This window comes from Gemmatimonadota bacterium, from assembly GCA_026702745.1.
In the GTDB taxonomy this organism is placed as follows: Bacteria; JAAXHH01; JAAXHH01; order JAAXHH01; family JAAXHH01; genus JAAXHH01.
This window is the reverse complement of the sequence record JAPPBT010000058.1, coordinates 1-24341: the sequence shown is the minus strand read 5'-3', so window position 1 is coordinate 24341 and position 24341 is coordinate 1. Positions and strand designations below refer to the sequence as shown.

At 64.0% G+C, this 24341-nt stretch carries 26 protein-coding genes and 1 tRNA gene; all 27 read right to left on the bottom strand.

Features of this window, described 5'->3' with window-relative positions; all coding sequences use genetic code 11:
• Nucleotides 1-65: 65 nt before the first annotated feature.
• A complete protein-coding gene (gene gcvPA / locus OXH56_08890; GenBank protein ID MCY3555424.1) occupies nucleotides 66-1409 on the bottom strand; it encodes an aminomethyl-transferring glycine dehydrogenase subunit GcvPA in 1344 nt (447 codons plus the stop codon).
• A 98-nt stretch (nucleotides 1410-1507) separates the two neighbouring features.
• Nucleotides 1508-1888, bottom strand: coding sequence for a glycine cleavage system protein GcvH (gene gcvH, locus OXH56_08885; protein MCY3555423.1), 381 nt, complete (start codon nucleotides 1886-1888; stop codon nucleotides 1508-1510).
• A gap of 56 nt (nucleotides 1889-1944) precedes the next feature.
• Nucleotides 1945-3291, bottom strand: a complete 1347-nt coding sequence (accC, locus tag OXH56_08880; protein MCY3555422.1) for an acetyl-CoA carboxylase biotin carboxylase subunit — start codon at nucleotides 3289-3291, stop codon at nucleotides 1945-1947.
• A 6-nt stretch (nucleotides 3292-3297) separates the two neighbouring features.
• On the bottom strand, nucleotides 3298-3765 hold the full coding sequence (gene accB / locus OXH56_08875; protein MCY3555421.1) for an acetyl-CoA carboxylase biotin carboxyl carrier protein: 468 nt from the start codon (nucleotides 3763-3765) through the stop codon (nucleotides 3298-3300).
• 22 nt (nucleotides 3766-3787) lie between these two features.
• On the bottom strand, nucleotides 3788-4345 hold the full coding sequence (gene efp, locus OXH56_08870; protein ID MCY3555420.1) for an elongation factor P: 558 nt from the start codon (nucleotides 4343-4345) through the stop codon (nucleotides 3788-3790).
• 164 nt (nucleotides 4346-4509) lie between these two features.
• Nucleotides 4510-4583: transfer RNA gene (locus OXH56_08865), tRNA-His, on the bottom strand.
• Between the two features lie 49 nt (nucleotides 4584-4632).
• Complete coding sequence (locus OXH56_08860; protein MCY3555419.1) at nucleotides 4633-5502, bottom strand: hypothetical protein; 870 nt, start codon at nucleotides 5500-5502, stop codon at nucleotides 4633-4635.
• Nucleotides 5492-7807 carry a tetratricopeptide repeat protein gene (locus OXH56_08855; protein MCY3555418.1) on the bottom strand — a complete coding sequence of 772 codons (2316 nt, stop codon included), beginning with the start codon at nucleotides 7805-7807 and terminating at the stop codon, nucleotides 5492-5494. Before OXH56_08855 ends, OXH56_08860 begins: the two co-directional genes overlap by 11 nt.
• Nucleotides 7808-7829: 22 nt before the next feature.
• Nucleotides 7830-9152 carry an RIP metalloprotease RseP gene (rseP, locus tag OXH56_08850; GenBank protein MCY3555417.1) on the bottom strand — a complete coding sequence of 441 codons (1323 nt, stop codon included), beginning with the start codon at nucleotides 9150-9152 and terminating at the stop codon, nucleotides 7830-7832.
• A 117-nt stretch (nucleotides 9153-9269) separates the two neighbouring features.
• The gene (locus tag OXH56_08845; protein ID MCY3555416.1) at nucleotides 9270-10457 is read right to left on the bottom strand and encodes a 1-deoxy-D-xylulose-5-phosphate reductoisomerase; all 1188 of its coding nucleotides are present in this window, start codon (nucleotides 10455-10457) and stop codon (nucleotides 9270-9272) included.
• A 43-nt stretch (nucleotides 10458-10500) separates the two neighbouring features.
• The gene (locus tag OXH56_08840; GenBank protein ID MCY3555415.1) at nucleotides 10501-11343 is read right to left on the bottom strand and encodes a phosphatidate cytidylyltransferase; all 843 of its coding nucleotides are present in this window, start codon (nucleotides 11341-11343) and stop codon (nucleotides 10501-10503) included.
• 14 nt (nucleotides 11344-11357) lie between these two features.
• On the bottom strand, nucleotides 11358-12137 hold the full coding sequence (locus OXH56_08835; protein ID MCY3555414.1) for an isoprenyl transferase: 780 nt from the start codon (nucleotides 12135-12137) through the stop codon (nucleotides 11358-11360).
• Between the two features lie 52 nt (nucleotides 12138-12189).
• Complete coding sequence (gene frr, locus OXH56_08830; GenBank protein ID MCY3555413.1) at nucleotides 12190-12768, bottom strand: ribosome recycling factor; 579 nt, start codon at nucleotides 12766-12768, stop codon at nucleotides 12190-12192.
• Between the two features lie 43 nt (nucleotides 12769-12811).
• Nucleotides 12812-13408 carry a translation elongation factor Ts gene (gene tsf, locus OXH56_08825; protein MCY3555412.1) on the bottom strand — a complete coding sequence of 199 codons (597 nt, stop codon included), beginning with the start codon at nucleotides 13406-13408 and terminating at the stop codon, nucleotides 12812-12814.
• 138 nt (nucleotides 13409-13546) lie between these two features.
• Nucleotides 13547-14308 carry a 30S ribosomal protein S2 gene (gene rpsB / locus OXH56_08820; protein ID MCY3555411.1) on the bottom strand — a complete coding sequence of 254 codons (762 nt, stop codon included), beginning with the start codon at nucleotides 14306-14308 and terminating at the stop codon, nucleotides 13547-13549.
• Between the two features lie 52 nt (nucleotides 14309-14360).
• Nucleotides 14361-14765: a 30S ribosomal protein S9 gene (gene rpsI / locus OXH56_08815; GenBank protein ID MCY3555410.1), complete on the bottom strand. Its 405-nt coding sequence runs from the start codon at nucleotides 14763-14765 to the stop codon at nucleotides 14361-14363.
• 32 nt (nucleotides 14766-14797) lie between these two features.
• Nucleotides 14798-15226 (bottom strand): 50S ribosomal protein L13, encoded by a 429-nt coding sequence (rplM, locus tag OXH56_08810; protein MCY3555409.1) that lies wholly within the window; start codon nucleotides 15224-15226, stop codon nucleotides 14798-14800.
• 36 nt (nucleotides 15227-15262) lie between these two features.
• Nucleotides 15263-16333 carry an S-methyl-5-thioribose-1-phosphate isomerase gene (gene mtnA / locus OXH56_08805; GenBank protein MCY3555408.1) on the bottom strand — a complete coding sequence of 357 codons (1071 nt, stop codon included), beginning with the start codon at nucleotides 16331-16333 and terminating at the stop codon, nucleotides 15263-15265.
• Nucleotides 16334-16380: 47 nt separating this feature from the next.
• A complete protein-coding gene (locus tag OXH56_08800; protein ID MCY3555407.1) occupies nucleotides 16381-17298 on the bottom strand; it encodes a PfkB family carbohydrate kinase in 918 nt (305 codons plus the stop codon).
• A gap of 1 nt (nucleotide 17299) precedes the next feature.
• The gene (gene rsfS, locus OXH56_08795) at nucleotides 17300-17731 is read right to left on the bottom strand and encodes a ribosome silencing factor (protein ID MCY3555406.1); all 432 of its coding nucleotides are present in this window, start codon (nucleotides 17729-17731) and stop codon (nucleotides 17300-17302) included.
• Nucleotides 17732-17733: 2 nt separating this feature from the next.
• Entirely contained in the window at nucleotides 17734-18255 is a 522-nt protein-coding gene (locus OXH56_08790) for a LytR C-terminal domain-containing protein (GenBank protein MCY3555405.1), read from the bottom strand.
• 300 nt (nucleotides 18256-18555) lie between these two features.
• On the bottom strand, nucleotides 18556-19344 hold the full coding sequence (locus OXH56_08785; protein MCY3555404.1) for an NTP transferase domain-containing protein: 789 nt from the start codon (nucleotides 19342-19344) through the stop codon (nucleotides 18556-18558).
• Nucleotides 19345-19355: 11 nt separating this feature from the next.
• The gene (gene folK / locus OXH56_08780; protein ID MCY3555403.1) at nucleotides 19356-19850 is read right to left on the bottom strand and encodes a 2-amino-4-hydroxy-6-hydroxymethyldihydropteridine diphosphokinase; all 495 of its coding nucleotides are present in this window, start codon (nucleotides 19848-19850) and stop codon (nucleotides 19356-19358) included.
• Between the two features lie 142 nt (nucleotides 19851-19992).
• Nucleotides 19993-20382, bottom strand: coding sequence for a dihydroneopterin aldolase (gene folB / locus OXH56_08775; protein MCY3555402.1), 390 nt, complete (start codon nucleotides 20380-20382; stop codon nucleotides 19993-19995).
• A gap of 13 nt (nucleotides 20383-20395) precedes the next feature.
• A complete protein-coding gene (locus OXH56_08770) occupies nucleotides 20396-21688 on the bottom strand; it encodes an aminotransferase class I/II-fold pyridoxal phosphate-dependent enzyme (GenBank protein ID MCY3555401.1) in 1293 nt (430 codons plus the stop codon).
• A gap of 159 nt (nucleotides 21689-21847) precedes the next feature.
• Complete coding sequence (groL, locus tag OXH56_08765) at nucleotides 21848-23470, bottom strand: chaperonin GroEL (GenBank protein ID MCY3555400.1); 1623 nt, start codon at nucleotides 23468-23470, stop codon at nucleotides 21848-21850.
• Between the two features lie 338 nt (nucleotides 23471-23808).
• Nucleotides 23809-24341: bile acid:sodium symporter family protein (locus OXH56_08760; protein ID MCY3555399.1), on the bottom strand; the 533-nt coding region annotated here is incomplete at its 5' end.

Here is a 24341-nt window from a genome sequence, read left to right as displayed (position 1 = left end):
TCTTTCTCATATTCAGCAGGTACTGCGCTCGCGAGTCTGACTGGACTGCCCGCAGCCGGCGAAACTCAACTGAATCGTCCCAGCGATTCGACCAGCCGGTCGATCTGGGCACGCGTCCGCCGCTCCGTCACCGCGATCAGCAGGCCGTCTTCGGTCTCCAGTGACGGGAAGCGTCCCAGGTCAATGCCGGCCAGCAGCCCATCGCCTGCGAGCCGGGTTATGATTTCGCCGGGGGCGGCCGGCGTCCGTACCACGAATTCCTTGAAGAACGGCCGGTCGAAGGCGAGTTCGTAACCGGGCAGGTCCGCGATCCGCGCCGCCGCGTAGTGGCTCTTGTGAAGGCACAGCTCCGCCACCTGCTTCAACCCCTCTTTCCCGATCAATGACAGGTAGATGGTCGCCATCAGGGCGTTGAGCTGCTGGCTGGTGCAGATGTTCGACGTCGCCTTGTCCCGCCGGATATGCTGTTCGCGGGCCTGCAGCGTAAGGACGAACCCCCGTCGGTTCTCCTGGTCGACGGTTTGCCCCGCGATGCGCCCGGGCATGCGCCGGACGAAGCGGTCCCGCGCCGCGAAGAACCCCAGGGCCGGTCCACCGAAACTCACCTGGTTGCCCAGGGCCTGCCCCTCTCCCACGGCGATGTCCGCGCCGTAGGCGCCAGGAGACTCGATGACCCCGAGGGAGATCGGGTCCACGGCCATGACCAGGAGGGCGCCCGCTCCGTGCACGACCCGTTCCAGGTCGCCCATGGATTCCAGGCAGCCGAAAAAATTGGGATGCTGGACGATCACGCAGGCTGTGTCGTCGGTCAGAGCCGGCTTCAGCAGGTCGGGATCCAGCGTGCCGTTCGGGCAGGGCAGCGTTTCCACCTCGATGCCCGGCCCGTGGGCGTAGGTATGCACCGTCTCGACGTAATGAGGGTGCACGCTGCCCGCGAGGATCACGCGGTCGCGCCCAGTGGCCGACCGGGCCAGCATGGCCGCTTCCGCCGTCGCCGAGGCGCCGTCGTACATAGAGGCGTTGGCTACCTCCAGGCCCGTCAATTCGCAGATCATCGTCTGGAACTCGTAAATACCCTGGAGCGTGCCCTGGCTTACTTCCGGCTGGTAGGGCGTGTAGGAGGTCAGGAACTCAGAGCGGCCGGCCAGGTGGCCGATAGCGCTGGGTACGAAGTGATCGTACATGCCGCCGCCCACGAAGGATGCCATCCGGTCCGCCGAACCGTTGCGGGCGGCCATCTCGCCCATCGTATCGTGGAGTTCGAGTTCCGACAGGGCGGGCGGAAGGTCCAGGGGGCGGTCGAGCCGGACGTCGTCCGGGACGACGGTCAGCAGTTCTTCGACCGACCCGATGCCGATGGCTTTCATCATGGCCTGGCGGTCGGCGTCGGTGTTGGGGATGTACGTCATGGATGCTCCGCAGGGGTCGGCCGCTTCAGGCGCCGGCGAAGGAGTGATGGTCTGCGGCCGCCTCGCGCACCAGCGAAGGAACGGTAATCCGCACCCTCTCAGGCGCCGACGAAGGACCTGTAGTCCTCGGCGGTCATCAGGCTGGTGAAGGCGCCCGCATCGTCCACCTTCAACCGGATCATCCAACCGTCGCCATAGGGGTCCTGGTTGACCGCTTCGGGATTGTCTTCCAGGTCGTCGTTGACCTCCGTCACGGTCCCGCCCATCGGACTGTAGAGGTCCGACACGGTCTTCACGGCTTCCACCGCCCCGAATACGCCCATCTCGGCCACGGGGTCGCCTTCCGAAGGCAGCTCCACAAAAACGATGTCGCCGAGTTCGGACTGCGCGAAGTCCGTGATGCCGACGGTGGCGATGTCGCCCTCCAGGCGTACCCACTCGTGTTCGGCCGAATAGCGGAGATCTGAGGGCGTGTTCATGCGTTCCTTTCTCCGGCGCACGGGGCCGATGCGGGCCGTCGCTGCCGGTCAATTCGTCAAGTCAGGGTACTCAAGGATTCAACAAAGTCCGTATCCGCCTCCCCGGAACGGAAGGTCGGATGCTTCAGCATAAACTGGTGGAACGGTATTGTCGTGTTGATGCCCTCGACGATGAACTCCTCCAAGGCCCGCTCGGTCCGGGTCATCGCTTCCTCCCGGTCCATGCCCCATACGATCAGTTTAGCCAGCATGGAGTCGTAGAAGGGCGTGACGACGTACTGGGCGTACACGTGGCTGTCCACCCGTACCCCGTATCCGCCCGGCGTGTGGAAACTCGTGATCTCGCCCGTGGAGGGCATGAAGTTCCGGTCAGGGTCCTCGGCGTTTATCCGGCATTCGATGGCGTGTCCCCGCATTTGCACGTCTTCCTGCGCGAATCCGAGGGGATGGCCCGCGGCGACACGGATCTGTTCCTTTACGAGGTCCTGTGAAACGACCATTTCCGTCACGGGGTGTTCCACCTGGATGCGCGTGTTCATCTCCATGAAGTAGAACTGGCGGTCCTCGGTCACGAGGAACTCGACGGTGCCCGCGTTTTCGTAGTCGATCGCCCGCGCCGCGCGCAGCGCCGCCTCTCCCAGCCCGGTACGAAGCTCGTCATCGACAAAGGGGGACGGCGACTCTTCGATGAGCTTCTGCCTGCGCCGCTGGATCGAACAGTCTCGCTCGCCGAGGTGGACGACCTGGCCGTGCCGGTCGCCCAGTACCTGCACCTCGATATGCCGGGCCTTTTCAATATACCTCTCCAGGTACAGCGCGGGGTTGTTGAAGGCGTTCTGGGCCTCCCGTGAAGCCAGGCGGAAGGCTTCGCGCAACTCGTTCGCGTCGCGGACGATGCGTATACCCCGTCCGCCTCCCCCGGCGGAGGCCTTGATGACCAGGGGAAACCCGACCTCGCCGGATGCCTCTACCGCGGCGTCCTCGTCGGAGACGACGTCCTCCGTGCCCGGTATGGTGGGGACTTCAGACGCCGCCACCGTCTTTCGCGCTTCGGCCTTGTCGCCCATGAGGCGGATGGCCCTGGACGGCGGTCCGATGAAGGCGATGTCGCAGGATTCGCAAACCTCGGCGAAGTGGGGGTTCTCGGACAGAAAACCGTATCCGGGATGCACGGCGTCGGCGTTCATGATTTCCGCCGCGCTGATGATGCGGGGTATGTTCAGGTAGCTGTCGTTCGGCGCGTTGCTGCCGATGCAGACCGCCTCGTCGGCGAAGCGGACATGGAGGGAGTCCTGGTCCGTTTCGGAGTGGACGGCCAGCGTCGCGATGTTCAACTCTTTGCACGAGCGGATGACGCGGAGGGCGATCTCGCCGCGGTTGGCGATGAGGATCTTCTGGAACATCGCTTCCTATGCCGGTTCGATCAGAAACAACGGTTGGCCGTACTCGACGGGCTGGGCGTCTTCCACCAGGATGGCCATCACGCGCCCGTTCAATTCGGACTGGATGGGGTTCATCAGCTTCATGGCTTCGATGATGCACAGCTGCTGGCCGGAGCTGATCCGGTCCTGCTCCTGAACGAAGGGTTCGGCGTCGGGCTCGGGTGACCGGTAGAAGGTGCCCACCATGGGCGAGGTCACCTCGACGTAGGTATTGTCCGCGGAGTCTGCCCGGCCGTCGTCCTGCTGCACGTGTTCCGCGGGCGGTGCGGCGGCCTGTACGTGCGGGTCCGCAACGGGCGCGGGGACGGCGGTCGCGGTCGCGCCGGGCGTCATGCGTACGATCCTGATCTTGCGGTCGCCCTCGGCCACCTCGACTTCCTGGATGTCCGTATCCCGCAGCGATTCGATCAGCTTGAGCACCTCATCGATTCCCATGTCAGGCTCCTCGGAAGGGCGGTTACACCCGCTCCACGTATTCGCGGGACCGCGTATCGATGCGCAGCACGTCGCCGGGGTTGATGAACAGCGGGACCTGCACCACGGCGCCGCTCTCGAGCGTGGCCGGCTTGGTGCCTCCCGTCGCGGTATCGCCGCGTATACCCGGATCGGTCTGCGTCACTTCCAGCTCGATGAAATTCGGCATTTCGATGCCCACGACGCCCTGGTCCGCGGTGAGCAGTTCGAGTGTCATGCTGTCCTTGATGTAATCCTTGTTGTCGCCGATGATTGACGCGCCTACCGGCACCTGTTCGTAGGTCTCCAGGTCCATCATGTAGTACATGTCGCCGTCGGTGTACTGGAACTGGGCCTTGCGCCGTTCCACCCGCACGTCTTCCAGCTTGTCCGAGGCTTTGTAGGTCTTCTCGATCACGGCCCCGGTGTGGATATGCTTCAGGCGGGTGCGCGAGAAGGCCGTTCCCTTGCCCGGTTTGATGTGTTCGCAACCCGTGATGGCATAAATGGATCCATCGATCCTTATGGTCATACCGGTGCGCAGGTCCGTAGCGTTCACCATAAGATCCGGGTGGTCTCCTTTGCCTGCTTCATCGGCCCTTACGCGGCAACCGGTTCCCCGCCAAAAACCCGGGCGTGCCACCATCGAATCCTTGTCGTGCCACCGTCGAGTCCCTGGCGCGCGGTGAATCCGGTCCGGGCGGGTAGAAAGCGTCCTGTTTTAAGGGTGGGCAACGGGATTCGAACCCGCGACCTCCAGAGCCACAGTCTAGCGCTCTAACCAACTGAGCTATGCCCACCATCACCGACGAATGGAGCAGGCAATATAGGCGGGATACCAAACGGCTGTCAAGGGAATTGTCGGGTATCAGACGTACCCGGTGACGGTGTCCCATCCACGGTTTCGAAGACCGCCCCCGCCTCTTCCGGGGGACGGCGAACGACGGTTTCAGGGAGCCGCACTTCGATGTCGGACGGCCGCAGCCCTCGGTTGATCGACTGGGTCCGGTAGGTCAGTTCGAACGTCCCCGCCCCGGGGCCGTCACGGGTGATGCGAACGCGGTCCGGCCTCCAGACTCCGTTCCGGTTTCGAAAACGTTCGAAGGTCCTGGTGACTGAAAGGGTGACGGACCCGTGGTTCACGGGAGATTCCGACACCTCGCGCGTGACCGTCATGCTGCCCGTATCGATCCACAGCGTCCTACGGCCGCCTTCGACCCCAAGTGTGATGACCGCCAGGTTTCCTTCGCGGCGGTAGTCGGTGACGGACGACCCCGGGTACCTGCCGGGCGCTATGGTCCCGGTCACGGCGGCGTGCACGTCGTCCAGCGTCAGGTCGAGTCCGGGTATGGACGCGTCGCGCGCCGCGAGCGTACCTTCGAACACCGTGTTTTCCCGGGGCACGTACAACCGCACGTGGAGGTCGTGGATCAGTACGACGGCGAGGATCTCGAACAGGGCGCCGTGCACGTCGATACGGAACTGCGCCGGGCTGAGGTACCGAATACGGAGGGACGCGCGGCCCCGGCGGTCCGCGTAGGTAGTCTCCACACGTGCGCTGCCCCGGAAGTCCTGAAGGCGCATGGAAGCCGCATCGATCTCCTGGAGCAGCAGTTCGACCGGCAGGGGCGGCGGCGCTGGAGGCGGTGGACGGCAGGACAGCAGCAGGAGCCCGAGGCAGGCGAGTGTCCGAAACCGTCCGGGCACTTTACCTGGCATCCTGGAGCTTCTGCCGGATCTCTTCGGTTTCTTCGGGGGTTATGTCTTCCATTTCGAGGGCGCGCTTCCAGTAACGTTCGGCGCTCCTGTGCATGCCGAGCCGGCTGTAGATGTCCCCGAGATGGTCGTGCACCGTGGCGCTCGTATCTTCGTATTGCAGGGCCTTTTCCACGTACTCCCGCGCTTTCCGGTAGTCGCCCAGCCGGTAGTACACCCACCCCAGGCTGTCGAGGAACGCGCCGTTTTCCGGGGCTTCCTCGAGGGCCTTTTCAATCATAACCTTGGCTTCTTCGAGCCGCAGGCCCCGGTCGGCCAGGATGTATCCCAGGTAGTTCAGGGTGTAGATGTCTTCGGGATCGATTTCAAGGGCGATCTCGAAGGTGGCTACGGCTTTCTCGAACTGGCCCGACTGGTCGTAGTTCTGTGCCAGCAGGAAATGGAGGCGGTGGTGGTCGTTGAACCGCTCGACCGCTTCTTTCGTGATTGCGATGGCTTCTTCGTAATCCTCCTGCTCGGTATGGGCGTATCCCAGGTAGAACCACAGGTCGGGGTTCCCGGGCGCTTTTTCCAACCCGTCGCGAAGGACCTGAATGCCGGTCTCGTAATCTTCCTGGCGCAGATGGGAAAGGCCGAGATTCACCCATGCTCTTCCGTCCTGCGGGTTGAGCTCCACGACCTTGCGGAAGTGTTCGCCGGCCTGGTCGAACGCTTCCCGGGACATGAAACTCACGCCCAGGTACAGGTAGAACTCGGGCATATCGGGCAGGATCGACAGGGCCTGGGTGAGCACGCGTTCGGCCTGCGCGAACTGGTCCTGGCGGAGATAGGCCAGGCTCAGGCTGATCCACCCGCGCGGATCATGGCGGTTGATGCCGATGCTCTTCTGCGACTGGTCGATGGCCTGGTTGTACATCCCGTTGTCCAGGTAGACGTTCGCCAGGTTCAGGCGCAGGGTAACGTCGTCCGGCAACTGCTCCACGCCTTCATGCAACGCGGCGATGCCCTCCTGCGTCTGTCCCTGTTCCATGAGGGCGTATCCCAGCGAAATCCAGCTCCGTCCGTGTGCGGGATCCGCGGCGATGGCCGACCTGTACGCCGCGACGGCGAGGGGAAAGAGGCCTTCTTCCTGGTAGACGAAGCCCAGGTTCAGGTAGAGATCGGGGTGGTCTCCCAGGACGCCCAGGCCCTCGTTCAGCGCATGCACGGCCTGTTCAGCCCGCCCGGTGGCGCGATAGGCCATCCCCAGGCCGATCCGGTATCTCACTTCGCGCTCGTCAAGGGCGATCGCCTGCTGCAGCGGCGCTACGGCTTCCGCCGGCTTGTCCTGGTCGAGCAGCACGTCGCCCAGCGTTCCATGAAGCTCCGCCGAGCCGGGGTGCAGTTCGAGGCCCTCCCCCAGGGTGGAAAGCGCCTGCTCCGCCTCGCCGAGGTCCTGGTAGGCCTCCCCCAGTTCCGCCCACAGGGCCGGGGAGGTCCGGTTGTGCTCCAGCAGCACGCGGTACTCCTCGACCGCTTCGCCCGCCCGGCCGAGGAACCTCAGGAGGCGCGCGAGCCGGTGCCGCAGGGCCGCTTCCCGGTCGGGACCCAGCGCGATGATTTCCCGGTACATGACGACGGCCCGGTCCCACTGCCGCCGTTGCTCATAAATCTCCGTCAGGCCCACCCGGGCGGGTATCGAGTCCGGATAGTCATCGAGCACCTTCTGCAACGCGATGACCGCCTTGTCGTACATCCCTCTCTGCTTGTAGACATCGGCCAGCTTGAAGAGGAATTCGGGATTGCGCGGAGCCAGGCGGCTCACCGTTTCCAGTTCCTTAAGCGCGGCATCTGGATCGTTCAGCCGGCTCGCCAGCTGGGAAAGGGCGATATGGGCCTCGATATGGTCCGGTTCCAGCTTGACGACCCGCTCGAAAGCGGCCCGGGCCGGCACGTACCTGCCCAGTTCGGCCTGGTACCTGCCGAGTATGAACCAGGACTCCGTGGCCGTCGAATCGAGCTCCACCGCCGTCGAGGCGTGTTGCTGTGCCTTGTCGCGCTCCGTCACGCGGTAGTAGGCCCGGGCGAGGGCGGTGTGGATTTCCGCGGAGGTGGAATCGTACTCCAGCGCCTGGAGATAGGATTCGATCGCATTGGCCGGATCGTTCCTGGCTTCGTGAAGGCCGCCCTCCGCGTAATGCTCCAGGGCCCTGGCCCGGTCCACCTGTCCGAGTGCGTATTCCCGGGGACCGACGGCGGCCAGCATCACGGTGACGACGAGGACGTACCAGGTACGACCGGCGGCGCTTAGACTTCTCCCGGCCGGCATGTTTCCTCCCTTCGCCACGTAGCTACCTGAAGATTCGTGTGACATCATTGAATACCACGAACACCATCAGCACCAGCAGCAGGGCCATTCCCGTCTGCTGCCATACCATCCGGTACTTCAGGGAAAGCGGACGCCGGATGACCTTCTCGACGCCCAGGATGAGCAGTTGTCCGCCGTCCAGCGCGGGTATGGGCAGGAGGTTGAGGATGGCGAGGTTGATACTCAGAAAGGCCATGAAACTGAAGAGACTGCTCGCACCCTGTCGGGCGCTGTCTCCCGCCATCTGGGCGATCGCGATGGGACCGCCCACCGAGTCGGTGGACACCTGCCCCATGACCAGTTTCCCGACGAAGTCGACGATGGTAAAGGTGACGGCCACCAGTTGCGTCCCGGCCAGGCCGGCGGAGGAGACGATCCCGATCGGGCTGCGTTTGATGTGGTCCTGCTGGGTGATGCCGATCTGGCCGATGTCGATGACGTCTCCGGTTTCCCGGTCGAGGTCCTGGGCCGTATTGGGTACGATGCCCACCTGGTGGGACTGTCCGTTCCGGGTCCAGGACACCGTGGTCTCCATGCCCGGCCGGACGCGTATCTGCTCGACCATTTCGTACCACTGCGTAACAGCCACGCCGTTCACGGACGTGATCACGTCCCCGGGCCTGAGACCGGCCTGCTCGGCGGGTGAGTCCGGGATGACGGTGCTCACGGCCGACGCGCGGAAATAGTCGAGCCCGCCCAGCCGTTCCGCCATGCCGCCGTCGCCGTACCGCACCAGGATCGTGCGGTCCCGCCCGTCCCGGCGCAGCTTCAGTGACAGGGACGTTCCCGTGACGGTCGCGAGCCCTTCCCGGACATCCTCCCAGGTGTCGACGGCCGCCTGGTCGATTTCGAGTATTTCATCGCCGACCTGCAACCCCGCCGCGGCATAGGGGCTTTCGAGGGCTACCCGGCCAACGGTGGTCGTATCGACGAGCATCACGCCCATGGTCGCGTAGAACAACCAGAAGATGATGAAGGCGAGGACGAAGTTCGCCCCCGGACCGGCCGCGATGACGAAGGCTCGGGCTCCCACGGACTTGGACTGGAACTCCCACGGCTTGTCGCCCTCACCTTCGGACTGGGCGTCGGGCCGCTCCCCGGCCATGGAAACGTATCCCCCGAGGGGAATCCAGGAAATGCAGTATTCCGTGTCCCCGACCTTCTTTCCAATCATCTTGGGCGGAAAGCCGAGGGAGAACCTTTCCACCCGGATGCCCATGCGCTTGGCGGCCAGGAAATGGCCGAGTTCGTGGAAGAAGACCAGCAACCCCAGGACGAAAATCGCCGATAACACGGTGGTCAGCATGCCAATGTCTCCGTTCTGCCTCTGCCTGCTCAGATCCTGTTGGTTCCGATGTTCCCGGTGTTCCCACGCCCCTGAAGGCGCACGGCAATCAATTAGAGAATATACAGGTTTTCGGCACTATCCTGCAATCAACTTTTCCTCGCAGAACGACCGGGTCCAGCGGTCCGCCGCCATGATGGATTCCAGGGTGACGGGCGCCGTGAGATCCGGCGCGGCCAGGTGCCCGTCCATGGCGCCGGCGATGATGCGCGGTATGTCGGTGAACCCGATCCGCTGCCGGAGGAAGGCCTCGACGGCCATCTCGTCTGCGGTGCTCAGGACGGCGGGCAAGGTGGACCCGCGCCGAATGGCCTCGTAGGCCAGCCCCAGACAGGGGAACATGGCCTCGTCCGGCGGGTCCAGGGTCAGAGACCAGTTCCGCGTGATGTCGAACCGGGGCCAGGGAGATTCGAGACGCTCCGGGTACGAGAGGGCGTACTGGATCGGTATGCGCATGTCGGTCGGACCCAACTGGGCCAGCAGCGACCCGTCGACCATCTCGACCATGGAGTGGATGATGGACTGGGGATGGATCACCACGTCGATCTTCGAGACGGGGAGGCCGAAGAGCCAGTGGGCCTCGATGACTTCGAATCCCTTGTTCATGAGCGTGGCGGAATCGATCGTGACCTTCTGCCCCATGTTCCAGGTGGGATGGTTCAGCGCGTCCTTCGAAGTCATTTGCGCCAGGGACGCGGGGGTGCTGTCGCGGAAGGGCCCGCCCGATGCCGTGAGGACCACACGCTGGATCCGGTCCGGGTCCTGCCCGGCCAGGCACTGGTGCACCGCGCAGTGTTCGCTGTCCACGGGCAGGATATCCACCCCGTTGCGCCGCGCCGTTTCCATCACGATCTCACCGGCCATGACCAGGATCTCCTTGTTGGCCAGGGCGATGGTCTTGCCCGCTTCGATCGCCCGCAGCGTGGGGACCAGCCCCGCGCTTCCCGGGAGGGCGCTGATGACCAGGTCCACGTCGGGGTGGGTGACCGCTTCGATCAGGCCCTCCACGCCGGTGTGGATAGACGGTCCAGGCTGACCGCTGCCGCCTCGGGCGATCCCGGCGGTCAACTTGGCCCGCTCGGCGCTGTCCGGGTCCCGGACGGCCACCAAGCGCGGACCGAAGCGCGCGCACTGCTCCTCAAGCAGGTCGATCCGGCTCCTGGCCGTCAGACTGTGCGCCGTATACCGATCCGGGAAGGCCGCGATGACCTCCAGCGTCTGCGTGCCGACCGAACCCGTCGATCCCAGGATTGCGATGCGTTTCATGGCCTGTCTATGCTCCGTCCGTCTGTCCGGACCGTCCGCTGCTTCATCCGTTCACGTAGGCCAGGTAGTAATACACGAAAGGCGCCGCGAAGAAAACGCTGTCGAACCGGTCCAGAATGCCGCCGTGTCCCGGGATGACGCGGGAGGAATCCTTCAGGCCGGCGTCTCTTTTCACCAGGGACTCCGCGAGGTCTCCCAGCTGGGCGACGACGGCGCCGGCAGCGCCCAGGACGACGCAGTGCAGCGGACTCAGAAAGGGAAACAGGGCGTACTGGAGCGCGAACATGAAGGCCACGGCGCCGATCAGCCCCCCGACGGCGCCTTCGACGGTTTTGCTCGCACTAACGCGGTGCAGCAGCTTATGGCGGCCCATCAACCGGCCCGTGAAATAGGCGAAGGCGTCATAGGACCACGGTATGGCAATGGCGAGCAGGACCGGCGCCATGGCCCGCTCCCCCAATGCAACCACGTCCGCACCGTCCATCGGCCACTTGCCCAGCAGGATCAGGTGACTGCCGAGCAGGCCGATCCAGGCCACGCCGAACACCGTGGCGGCAATGTTGTAAAAGGGAGATCGCGCGTGCTTTCTGAATACTTCCGCCGCGGCGGTCGTGAGCAGGAGGGCCGTGAGGATCAAGGGGGCGTGGCGGCCGGATTCGAGCCAGGCGTCGAGACACAACAGAAAGGCCGCGGGTACGCCGACGTACCAGTTGGGCGCCAGGTCCCTGGCCGCGGCGATGCCGTGGTACTCCCGGAGGCCGAAGAGCACGACCAGGGTGACGAACACGAAGAGACTCGTCCCGCCGATCCAGCAAATGAGCACGATGCACGGGATGAACACCGCGCCGACCAGGATTCGGATCCACGTCTCCGCGTAGGCCGCCATGGAGAAGCACTCCGTTACGTGCTGTGTGAGGAGACCTGTTCGCCGGTCCGGCCGAAACGGCGCTCTCTCGACTGGTAATCCCTGATGGCCCCGATGAAGTGGCTCCGCGAGAAATCGGGCCAGAGGACCGGTGAAACCAGGAGTTCGGTATAAGCCAATTGATAGAGCAGGAAGTTGCTGATCCGCATCTCCCCGCTGGTCCGGATCAGCAGGTCCGGGTCGGGCAGGTGCTCCGTGTACAGGTAGGACGCGAAAAGCGACTCGTCGATGGCTTCCGGATCCAGCCGGCCGGCCTGGACGTCCAGGGCGATGCATTGCGCGGCTTCGACGATCTCCTGCCGGCCGCCGTAATTCAGGGCGAAATTAAGCAGCAGGCGGTCGTTGCCCGCCGTCTGCTCCGTGATCTGCTTGATGGCCTGGCGGTTGGATTCCGGCAGCTCGTCCCACCGGCCCAGGAAGGAGACCCGGATCCCGTGCGCGCTGGCTTCTTCGACGGCGCCGCGGAGCGATTCGACGATCAACTGCATGATGGCGGCGACTTCACGCCTGGGACGATTCCAGTTTTCGGTGGAGAACCCGAAGAAGGTGAGGATCCCCACGCCGAACTCTCCTGCGCACCGGATCATCTCGCGGACGGACTCCACCCCCGCGGAGTGACCCTGGTCCCGCGCGAGCCCCTGCTTCTTCGCCCACCTGCCGTTGCCGTCCATGATGAACGCGATGTGGCGGGGCATGCGCACCGGATCCAGTCCTTCTTCCGAGACCGCCCGGTCTTGCTCTGCGTATCGACCCACGTCACCCCCGTAAGGCCGCCGCCGGGTATGGACCCGGATAGCCGGTATCCGCCTAGATCTCCAGGATTTCCTGTTCTTTTACCGATATGGCGCTGTCGATGGAGGAGGTATGCTGGTCGGTGAGATCCTGGATGGTCTTCTGGTGCCGCTTGCTTTCATCTTCCGACAACCGGTGGGCCTTTTCTTCGGCCTTGATGCGCTCGTTCATTTCCCGGCGCACGTTTCGGATGCCGATCTTGCCGTCCTCGCCCAGTTTCTTGATCAGTTTAACGTATTCGAGCCTTCGCTCTTCGGTCAGCGCAGGAACCGGCAGGTGGATGGCATTGCCATCGGAATTCGGCATGAGTCCCAGGTCGGAGGTCTGGATGGCACGGATGATTTCGGGGACCATCTGCTTGTCCCACGGCTGTATCGAGATCGTTCGGGCGTCCGGCGTGTTGACGGTGGCGACCTGGTTGATGGGGGTCATGGTCCCGTAGGCTTCCACCTGGATGTTGTCCAGCAGGGCCGGATTGGCCCGGCCGGCCCGGACCCCGGCGAGTTCCATGCGCAGCACCTCGACGGACTGGTCCATCTTTCGGCTGGTTTCCTTGATGATCTCTTTCGCTTCCACGATACACCTCTCTGTCATCGGAAAACCGGTTGCGTTCCTGCCGGCAAGGTTGTTCGGGGGGTTATTCTCCGCCCAGCTCGTACCGGACGAACCGTCTTACCATGATGTTCTCGCCCAGCGTGGCCACAGCCTCCGTGATCAGGTCCCGCACCGTCTTGTCGGTATCCCGTATGAACGGCTGTTCCAGGAGGCAGTTTTCCTGGTTGAATTTCTCTATTTTACCCTGGACGATCCGATCGACGATATGATCCGGCTTGCCCTCGTTCCGCGCCTGGTTCCGGTAGATCTCCCGTTCCTGTTCCAGGACGGCTTCCTCGATCTGGTCCCGGTCCACGGCGAGGGGGCGGGTGGCCGCCACCTGCATGGCGATATCGCGGGCCAGGGTCTGGAAGGCCTCGTTCCGCGCGACGAAATCGGTCTCGCAATTGATCTCGACCATGGTGGCGATGCGGCTGCCTGGATGGATATAGGTATGGATGATGCCTTCTTTCGCCTCCCGGGCACTCTTCTTGGACGCCGCCATGATGCCTTTCTCACGCAGGAGCGTGACGGCTTTCTCGATACTGCCTTCGGTCTCTACGAGGGCCCGCTTGCAGTCCATCATTCCGGCGCCGGTCTGGCTTCTCAACGTCTTTACGTCACTGGCTGATATAGTCATGAAATCGTATGAAATCTAGCGGTCATGCTCGGACCTGCTCGGACCTGCTCGGACCTGCTCGGACCTGCTCGGACCTGCTCGGACACGATCGGTTCCGATCATCCGCTACGGCCGCCTTTCCCCGGCCATGTTTCCGCTTCAGGCCTGCTGCTCTTCGACCGCTTCGACCACTTCAACCTCTTCGACCGGTGCCTCGTCCCCGGGTACTGGACGTCCGGAATTTCGCAGCCCTTCCTCCGCGGCGCTCGCGACGACTTCCGTGATGAGGCTGATGGACCGGAGGGCGTCGTCGTTCCCGGGTATGGGATAATCGATCAGATCGGGGTCGCAGTTCGTATCCAGGATGCTGACGATGGGGATCTCCAGGGTGTTCGCCTCCGCGACGGCGATCCGTTCCTTGCGGGCGTCCACCACGAAAATAACGCCGGGCAGGTCGCGCATTTCGCGGATGCCGCCCAGTACTTTCTGCAGGCGCTCCCGCTCCTTCTCCAGGCTTGCGGCCTCTTTTTTCGTGAGCGCCTCCATGGTGCCGTGCTCTTTCATTTTCTCGAGTTCTTCCAGGCGCTTGACGCTGGTCTGGATGGTCTGGAAGTTCGTCAACATGCCGCCGAGCCAGCGTTCCGCGACGTAGAACATGCCACACCGCTGCGCCATTTCGATGATGATGGGCCTGGCCTGCTTCTTCGTGCCCACGAAGAGGACGGACTGCCCGTTCTCGACGGCCTTGCGTACGGCGTCATACGCGATTTCGATCTGGCTGAGCGTCTTCTTCAGGTCGATGATGTAGATGTTGTTGCGCTCGGCGAATATGAACTCCTTCATCTTCGGGTTCCAGCGTCGGGTCTGGTGACCGAAGTGAACGCCCGCGCCGAGCAGTTCCTGAATAGTCGGAATCCCCATAGGCGGTACTGATCTCCTTGTCTGGCAGGCGGTCAGGCCTGCGTCCGGTAAATTAACGCTTAGAGAACTGGAACCGCTTGCGTGCGCCGGCCAGTCCGTACTTCTTGCGTTCCTTGATGCGTGAATCCCGCGTCAGCATGCCCGCTTCGCGCAGCGGCGCGTGCAGGCCTTCGTCCATGTCCTTCAGCGCCCGCGCGATGCCGAGTCTCAACGCCCCGGCCTGACCGGTCTTGCCTCCGCCGAAGGTCCGCGCGAACACGACGACCTGGTCGTTCATTTCGGTGAGCACCAGGGGTTCCTCGATCGCGGCGACGAGACCGGGCCGGTCGAAGTAGTCGATCAGCGGCTTGTCGTTGACCTGGTGACTGGCGCCATCCTTCTTCGCGCGAAGCCATACCTTGGCGATGGCCCGCTTCCTCCGGCCCACCGCGTGGTGTCCATGGGTATCCGAATTCATGCTCCGTTACGCTCCTTTTTAAAGTTCCAGCTTTAAAGTTCCAGCGCGACCGGTTTCTGAGCGCTGTGGGGGTGTTCCGCGCCGGCGTACACGCGGAGCTTGCGAAAGATCTTACGTCCGAGGGCGTTGTGCGGCAGCATGCCCTTGATGGCCATGCGCAGCACGCGCTCCGGGTGGCGTGCTGCCATGCGTTCGTAGCTGATGGCTTTCAGGCCGCCGGGATAGCCGCTGTGGCGGTAATAGATCTTGTTCTGGGGTTTCTTGCCGGTCAGGACCACCTTCTCTGCGTTGATGACGATGACGTGGTCGCCGGTATCCAGGTGGGGCGAGAAGATCGGCTTGTGCTTGCCGCGCAAGATCTTGGCCACTTCGCTGGCCAGCCTGCCCAGCACCTTGCCTTCGGCGTCCACGACGTGCCAGTCCCGCTGCAGGTCCTCCATCTTAACCGTTGGTGTCTTCATAGTATGGTACACGCTCCTTTATCCGGTGACGGCCGGTTATCCGGTGGCGGCCGGTTCCCATGCATGGTGTGACAGTGCGGCGAGACTCTCGGCGTAGGGCGCTCTGGCCACGCCGCGTTCCGTGATGATGGCAGACACGTAACGGGCCGGGGTTACGTCGAATGCGGGATTGTACACCTCCACCTCCTCAGGGGCGGTGCGTCCGCCCGGTCCCTGGCTTACTTCGGCGGCTTCGCGCTCTTCGATCGGGATCCCGGCGCCCGATTCGATGGACAGGTCGATCGAAGAGTAAGGCGCCGCCACGTACAGGGGCACGTCGTGCGCGTCGGCCAGCACAGCCACGCCGTAGGTGCCGATCTTGTTGGCGACGTCGCCGTTGGCGGCCACACGGTCCGCGCCCACGATCACGCAGTCGATCCGGCCTTCTTTCATGACCTGGGCAGCCATGCTGTCGCATATGAGCGTCACGCCTATGCCCGCCCGGGTCAGCTCCCACGAAGTCAGCCTGGCACCCTGGAGGACGGGTCTCGTCTCGTCCGCGTACACGTGGACCCGCTTGCCTTCGCTGTGCGCCTGGTACACTACCGCGAGGGCCGTGCCCGCGCCGGCCGTGGCAAGCGCGCCGGCGTTGCAATGGGTGAGTACCGTCTGTCCGGTGCGGAGCAAAGCGGCGCCGTGCTCACCGATCAGGCGGCACGTGTGCTCGTCCTCGGACTGTATGGCCCGGGCTTCGTCGAGCAAAGTACGCTTGATGTCCTCCACCGTTGCATCCTCGTTTTCCCGGACGGTCCGGCGCATCCGCTCCAGCGCCCAGAACAGGTTGACGGCCGTGGGACGGGTGGCCGCCAGCAGTTCCGCGGCTTCGTCGACTTCACGGCTGAAGGAGGCGAAGTCGGCCGCGCGGCTGTGCTGGACCCCGACGACGACCCCGAAGGCCGCGGCGACGCCGATGGCCGGCGCACCGCGTACGCTCAGCCGCCGGATGGCTTCCGCGACGGACGCGATGTCCCGGCATCGGGTGTAGACCACTTCGCCGGGCAGGCGCGTCTGGTCCAGCAGTACCAGCACGCCATCGTCGCTGTCCCACCGGATGGTCTTGAAATCCATGACTGCCGACCCTTCACTTCCTGCATGCTCTGCCTGCTTGACGCCGGTCATGGCGTAATCATCTCCATGAACCGGTCGTGACGGTCCGAAATCTCGGCTTCGGTAAGCGATTCGAGCCGCCTGACACTGAAATCCTCCACGTTGAACGAGGCCATGACGCTGCCGTGTACCATGGCGCGTTTCAAAGCGCCTACGCCCGTATCGCCCGACCGGGCAAGGTAACCCATGAATCCGCCCGCGAAGGTATCCCCGGCGCCCGTCGGATCCACCACGGTGGCCACGGGGTATGAAGGGATGCCGAACCAGGCGTCGCGCGTACAGAGCGTCGCGCCGTGCGCGCCTCGCTTGACCACCACCGCCCGCGGGCCGAGTTCCAGTATGCGTTCCGCCGCCCGCACGAGGTTGTGGTCATCCACCAGTTGCAGGGCCTCGCTGTCGTTGATGATCAGCACGTCCACCGTGCTGAGCGTCGACAGCAGGGACGTCCTCTGTCCCTCGATCCAGAAGTCCATAGTGTCGCAGGCGACGATCCCGGGACGTTCCGGATGGTCCGTACGGCATGACTGGGTCAGCACGTCGCGCTGCACGTCCGGATCGAGATTCGCCAGGAACACGTGATCGTGCGCGCGATGCCGCTCCGCCAGCACGGGCTTGAAACCGGAAAACACGTTCAATTGCGTGTCGATCGTGCGACGGTCGTTCATATTGGCGGCGTATTCGCCCGCCCAGCGGAAGGTCTTTCCTTCCTTCACCTCCAGGCCCGATACGTCAACCTGTCTCTCCCGCAGGAAATCCAGGGACGCCAGGGGGAAATCGTTCCCAACGACGGCGATGACGTCTACCGGCGCATAGAAACTGGCAGCCGCCGAGAAATAGGTCGCCGAGCCACCGATCGCGTCGTTGGCCTCTCCTTCCGGCGTCTTCACCGAATCAAACGCCACCGTTCCGACGACGAGAATGCCCAATCTATGCCTCGTGTTCCAGCGCGTCTACCCTGGCCCCGGGGACGCCCGCATCGGACGTGCGGATGATCTCACCCGTTGCCGCGTCGGTCGAAACGACGACCCGGGGCGCGTCTCCCCATAGCCGCTCGAGTCCGTAGAATGTGCGGACTTCCGCTCTGAACACGTGTACGACCACGTCCACGTAGTCGAGCAGTACCCACCGCCAGCTCTGTTTGCCCTCCGTGTGCCAGGGCGACGTTTCCCGTTCCTTGAGATCCGCCGCCACCTGCTCGACGACCGCCTTGATCTGCGGTTCGGAACCCGCCGTCCCGATGACGAAGTAGTCCGTGATGGACGAAAGGCCCCTGAGGTCGATGATCATCACGTCCACCGCATTCTTGGCCAGCATGGAAAGGGTCGCCTGTTCCGCGATTTCCTGCGATGCCAACGCCACGATCACTCGTTCTCCACGGAAAAGAGCAGTTCGCCGTAATCCTTGCCGATCACCACCGATACGTCCACCAGGCGGTCGTCGTTCCGCTGGAGCAGGACATATTGCGTACCCAGCGCGTTTCCGACCGCGCGGGCGGCCTCGGACGGCCCGTCCGTTCCCCTGCGGTCCAGCACGACCGTTTCCCGGTACTCGAAATGGTCGGCGTTGTCGATATTGACCACGTCGAAACCCCGTTCTCTGAGGAATCGCATGGCCTGTTGTCCGATTCCCCGTTCACCGCATCCGTTCAGGACCTCCACCTGGATATGGAAGGCCGAGGGGTCGACGACCGCCTCGACGGATCGTTCGGCGGACATGGAGAATGCGGACGAGGTCGCCACCGAGTAGACCAGATAGGCATTCAGCCCGACCAGGATGAAGATCACGCCTTCCAGCACCCGAACGCGCCAGCGGCCGCCTGGCCCGCGTCCTTCCGCAACGGCGTCCGGCCGGTTCGCGGAAGGCTGATTGACCTGTCTCGTCATGGCGGATCCCACGCGGAACGCGTCCTAGGGTACGGCCTGCAACGGGACCGTGCGACCATCGATATCTGCTTGCCAGAGATAACCGGAGAGCTTACTAGGGGAATACACCAGGAAGGGAAACATAGGTAGGGTACCAACAGTGCTTCATCGACCAGCTCCTTTCACCATGCGATCCCCCTTTGTACCCCGGTCTCGACACAGTTCCGCCGTCAAATCGAACGCTGGTTCGACAGGCGGAATCCGATTCGCTTTCCAGACCACTATATATACAGAGCGGGAGGGTGCGGTGTCAACTGTTTTTTAGCTGTCGCGAGGCGGCGCGCCGTCACGTTCCAGCAGCCAGGATTCGGCAGCCGACAGTTGCTCCGGGGTGTTTATCCCCATGGCTTCTTCCGGCGTGCCGGCCGGGGCGTCGGCGATGCGGTGGCCCTCCCGCCGGAGAATCTCGATGGTATCCGTCAGGTAGTACTCGCCCTGCCGGTTCTCCGGGGTCAGCCGGTCCAGGGCCCGCAGCAGCAGGTCCGGTTCGAAACAATAGGTGCTGGTGTTGATCTCCTTAAGCGCCCGTTGTACCCCGGTGGCGTCCTTCTCCTCGACGATCCGGTCGATCCGGCCCGCGCTGTCCCGCAGGATGCGGCCCAGTCCCACGGGGTCGTCGACGTGTGCGGTGAGTACGGAGGCCGCGGCACCTTCCCGGCGGTGCGCGCCGATCAACGCCGCCAGGGTGGAAGGACGAATCAGGGGCGTGTCTCCGGCGAGGACGAGGACTCCGCCGCTTTCTCCGGCCAGCAGCGGTCCGGCCTGGCGCACCGCGTGACCGGTGCCCAATTGCTCCTCCTGCACGGCGAATTCCACGGGCGGTCCGGGCAATCCGGGCGATCCGGCCAGTTCCTGCCGCACCGCGCCGGCCTGGTGGCCGATGATGACGATGATCCGCCGCGGACGGAGCGCTCGCGCCGTGTCCAGCACGTAGTGAATCATCGCCCGGCCGTTTATGCGGTGCAGCACCTTCGCCAGATCGGAATGCATCCTCGTGCCTTTTCCCGCGGCCAGGACCAGTGTGATCAGATCGTCGTTGGCTTCTTCCATCGGGGCTCCGGTTACGGCTCGGTGAGATAGCGGACGAGATGGTCCACGGGTTTCAGGTCATCCAGCAGGTCGGAAACCGTCCGCCCGTGCACCGGGTGGACCAGGTCCGGGTGGATTTCCGCCAGGGGAACGAGCACGAAGGCCCGCTGCGCCATGGCGGGATGGGGCAGGTCGAGACCCGGCCGTTCGAGTACCAGGTCGTCGTAGACCAACAGGTCGAGGTCGATTTCGCGGGGCCCTTTTTCCCACGTGACGGAACGTCCCATGCGCGCTTCGACGTCCTTGAGCGTTTCAAGCAGTCCCATGGGCGCAAGCGTGGTCTCCAGGAGGGCCGCGCCGTTGACGAAGTCGGGCTGGCCGGCATGGCCCACCGGCCGCGTCTCGTACCATGACGAGCGCCGGACGATCCGGATCGCCTCATGTCCGGCCAGTTCGCGTAGCGCCTGCCGGCATCTTGCGACGCGATCTCCCATGTTGCTGCCCAGTCCAAGCGCAACAGACGCCATTTCGCTCCTTGCGGTCCGCCTGGTCCGCATAGTCCGCATAGTCCGCTTAGTCCGCCTGGCCCACATGGACCGCTCGGTCCCCCTGGCCTGGTCCCCCTGGCCCGCATGGACCGCTCGGTCCGGTACGTCACGTTCCCGTACCTCACGGTCCGGTACGTTCCGACTCCCTGCTTCGATGCACGGTGACTCCGGGGGTTCCCGAATGGGGCAGGTCCGCGGCGACCCCGGGCTTCCACAGTCTGACCACGACCTGGTCCACAGGGGGGTAGGCGGAAAGCAACTCGTCCGCCACCCGGCCGGCGACCGCCTCCAGCAGACGGCATGGCTCGCCGCCGAGGATGCGTCCTACGCGCAGGCATACGTCGGCGTAGTCCACGGTATCGGAAAGGCGGTCAGTCCGGGACGACTCCGACAGGTCCAGGCGCAGTGCGACGTGGGCTTCGAATACCTGTCCCCGAGCCCGTTCGCGGGCTGTCACGCCATGATGGCCGAATGTGCGGATTCCCCGCACGTTGATCCAGTCTCCGGGCATGGGGCGGATCCGTTCAGGCCAGACTGACCGCGGGGAACGCCCGTTTGCGCAAACGGAACCGCGACATCTGCCGGTCGATGCGGTCGAGCGCGGACCGGATCTGCGACTCTTCGCCGTTGAAGGCCATCCGGACGTATCCTTCGCCGTACTCGCCCAGGTATGCGCCGGGCACGACGAACACGCCCGCCTTGCGCAACAGGATGCTGAATCGAACGGAGGAATAGCGGGGCGGCACGGGAAGCCAGACGTAAGGTCCGCCGCCGGGTGCGGGCAGGTGCCAACCGAGGTCCCGCAGCCCCGTTACCATCAGGTCCCTTTGCGACCTGCACCGGGAAACCACGGCTTCCACGTGCCGGTCCAGACGGGGAAACTCCGCGGCCGCGGCCGCGAGAAGACCGGGCAGCAACGGGTCATGCAGATGGGAGGTCAACTGGGACATGGCGGCCAGCGCGGATGGATTGCCCACCGCCACGCCCAGGTCGCGGAACATGCCGCCGGGCAGCACGGAAAGGGAAAACAACTCGATGCCCACGTTCATCGCGCCGGGCGTCTGCAGAAGGCTCGGGGCTTCGACCCCGTCGTACGTCAGAAAATGCTGCGTCGCGTCGTGACAGACGATGATGTTGTGCCTGCGCGCGAAATCGATGAGTTCCCGGAAGAACGAATGGTCTGCCACGACCCCGGTCGGGTCGTTCGGAAAACCGACGTACATCAGCTTTGCCTGCCCGGCGATCCGGGGTTCGATCTGCTTCAGGTTGGGGAGGAAATCGTTTCGTCCGTGCAGGGGATAGGACTGGATCTGCCCGTTCGCCAGCACGGCGCTGGTCCGGTACGCCGGGTGGGAGGGGTCGGGCGCCAGCACGGTTTCGCCCGGGTTGACCAGCGCCATGGCCACGCAGGCCGGGCCGACCGCCGAACCCGCGAAGGGCAGGACGTGCGTGTCCGGATCGATCTCCACGTCGAACCGGTACGCGAACCAGTTGCTGAATGCCTTGCGGAACGCGTCGCCGGCATGCCGGGATGTCTCCGCCAGATCGTCCGGTCCGCCTGGTCCGCCTGGTCCGCCCGGTCCGCCTGGTCCGCCTGGTCCGCCCAGGTCGCCTCGACCTCCGGTGGCCGCCACGGCGTCGAAGGTCTTCTCGATGGTATCCTGGCGCGGGAGGGGATCGGCAATGCCCGTGGTCAGATCGATGGGCTCGATCCCCCTGGCGGCCAGTCTTCTTAAGTACCGGGAATGTTCAAGGGGCCGGTTCAGCGGGATCTGGTGTAGCCGCTCCGCGCGTTCTATTACCACCGGGTTTCTCATGGTCGCTCCGTCGCCCAGGACCTGTCTTTCGCATCCGCCGCAGGTTACGGGGGAATATAGAATCGGCAACCGGTCGTAGCAAGAGAAAACCCCCGGTGAATGCCACCGGGGGTTTACCTGCAACCGGTCGGGGACCGGTCCCTAATCGAAGCGTCCCGCTTAGTACATGCCGCCGCCGTGAGGCATGGCCGGAGGCGGGGTATCATCAGGGAGTTCCGCCACCAGTGCTTCGGTGGTCAGCAGCAGGCCGGCGATACTCGCGGCGTGCTGCAGCGCTACGCGGGAAACCTTGGCGGGCTCGATCACGCCTGTTTCGGACATGTCGCCGTAGGCATCGGATTCGAAGTTGTAACCGTATCCGCCTTCGCCTTCGCGGATCTTCTGCAGGATGATGGAACCCTCCAGACCGGCGTTCTCCGCCAACTGCCTCACGGGCGCCTCGAGCGCCTTGCGCACGATGCCGGCGCCGACGGTTTCGTCGCCCTCGGTGTCCAGCCCGTTGTCCAATGCGGAAAGCGCGCGGATGAACGTGACGCCGCCGCCCGGCACGACCCCTTCCTCGATGGCCGCCTTGGCGTTGTTGAGGGCGTCTTCGACCCGGGCCTTCTTCTCCTTCATCTCGGCTTCCGTCGCGGCGCCCACGTTGATGACCGCCACGCCGCCCGCCAGCTTGGCCAGGCGTTCCTGGAGCTTCTCCCGGTCGTAATCGGAGGTGGTTTCCTCGATCTGGGCACGGATCTGATTGATGCGTCCCTGGATCGCGTCGGTGCCGCCGGCGCCTTCGACGATCGTCGTGTTGTCCTTGTCGAGGTTGACGCGCTTGGCCGTACCCAGGTCGCCCACGGTCACGTTCTCCAGCTTGAAACCGGCGTCCTCGGAGATGACCGTGCCGCCGGTCAGGATGGAGATATCTTCGAGCATGGCCTTCCGGCGGTCGCCGAACCCCGGCGCTTTCACCGCGGCGACCTTCAGGGTGCCGCGAAGCTTGTTGACCACCAGCAGGGCAAGGGCCTCGCCCTCGATATCCTCGGCGATGATCAGCAGCGGGGAGCCGCTCTGGGCGATCTTCTCGACGACGGGATAGATATCCTTGACGGCGCTGATCTTCTTGTCGTGGATCAGGATCTTCGTGTCCTCGAGTACCGCTTCCATGGACTCGGAGTCGGTAACGAAGTAAGGCGACAGGTAACCGCGGTCGAACTGCATGCCCTCCACGACGTCGAGGGAGGTTTCCATGCTTTTGGCCTCTTCGACCGTGATGACGCCGTCCTTGCCCACTTTTTCCATCGCGTCCGCGATCAGGTCGCCGATGTTGCCGTCGCCATGGGCCGAAACGGTGGCGGTCTCGGAGATTTCCTTCCGTCCTTCCACGGCCTTCGACATTTCAGCGATCGAGCCGACCACCGCGGATACGGCCTTGTCGATGCCCCGCTTCAGATCCATGGGATTGGCGCCGGAAGTCACGTTCCGCAAGCCTTCCGCGTAGATGGCCTGGGCGAGGACGGTGGCCGTGGTCGTCCCGTCACCGGCCACGTCGCTGGTCTTCGACGCGGCTTCCTTGATCATCTGGGCGCCCATGTTTTCGTAGTTGTCCTCGAGCTCGATTTCCTTCGCCACCGTGACGCCGTCCAGCGTGAAAGTAGGCGAACCGAATTTCTTGTCGAGCACGACGCATCGGCCCTTCGGACCCATGGTGACACGGACCGCGTCAGCCAGGGCGTCCACCCCTCGCTTGAGGGCCTGCCGGGCATCCGCGTCGAATGAAAGTTGTTTTGCTGGCACTTCTGCTACCCCCTATGATTCGCCGGGTGGTACCGGGCGTTTTCGAGCAAGGCGAACAGGCTTGGCTGTACGCGCTTTTGATTCGTCTAAGCACTTGTATATTCAACAAGTAGCGATACTGAAATTAGCACTCAAAGTTCCAGTCTGCTAATATATGAAGGGTCGTTGGATGATGCAAGGGTTTTTTGAATTGGCGCTCGCGCTTTTGTAACGCCCGCAGGAAGGTGCGCGAGGGGGTGCAGGAGGGATAGCGGAACGTGATTACACCGACTGGGAATGATGGAACCACTGGATCCGGCCGCCAGGGCCGAGGCCGGCATCCGATCTTCTGCGGCGGATCAGGCGCTCCGCCGCAGCACGGCTATATAGATCAACGCGGTGGCGAACATGATCAGGCTGTAGGTCGCCGCCGGCATGGTCGCGAGCCCGCCGCCGAACAGCATAACCGCGACCGCGATCGCGAGCGTCCCGTTCTGGATGCCGCATTCGATCGCAATGGCGGTCCGCCGGGTCGGTCCGGAGGCGAACATCCGGGCGAGAATCCAGGCGAGTGTCATCATCAGCAGGTTGAGGACGAGGGTGACGAGTCCGGCCTGCGCGAAATAGGAGACGAAGTTGGCGCGTTGATCGAAGATCGCGCCGGCGAGAACGAGCGTCAATAACACCGCGGAGACCTTGCGGGCCGCGGGCTCGAACCGAATTGCGAAGCTTTCCGCGAAGCGGCGAATGGCAAGACCGATCAGCACCGGAACGGCGACGATCAGGAAAACGCCGAGTGCGGCGCCGGCGACCGATATGTCCTGCTCCGCGGAATCGCCGATGAATTGCCCGTAGGCGAAGACCACGATGACCGGAATGGTGATCACGCTGG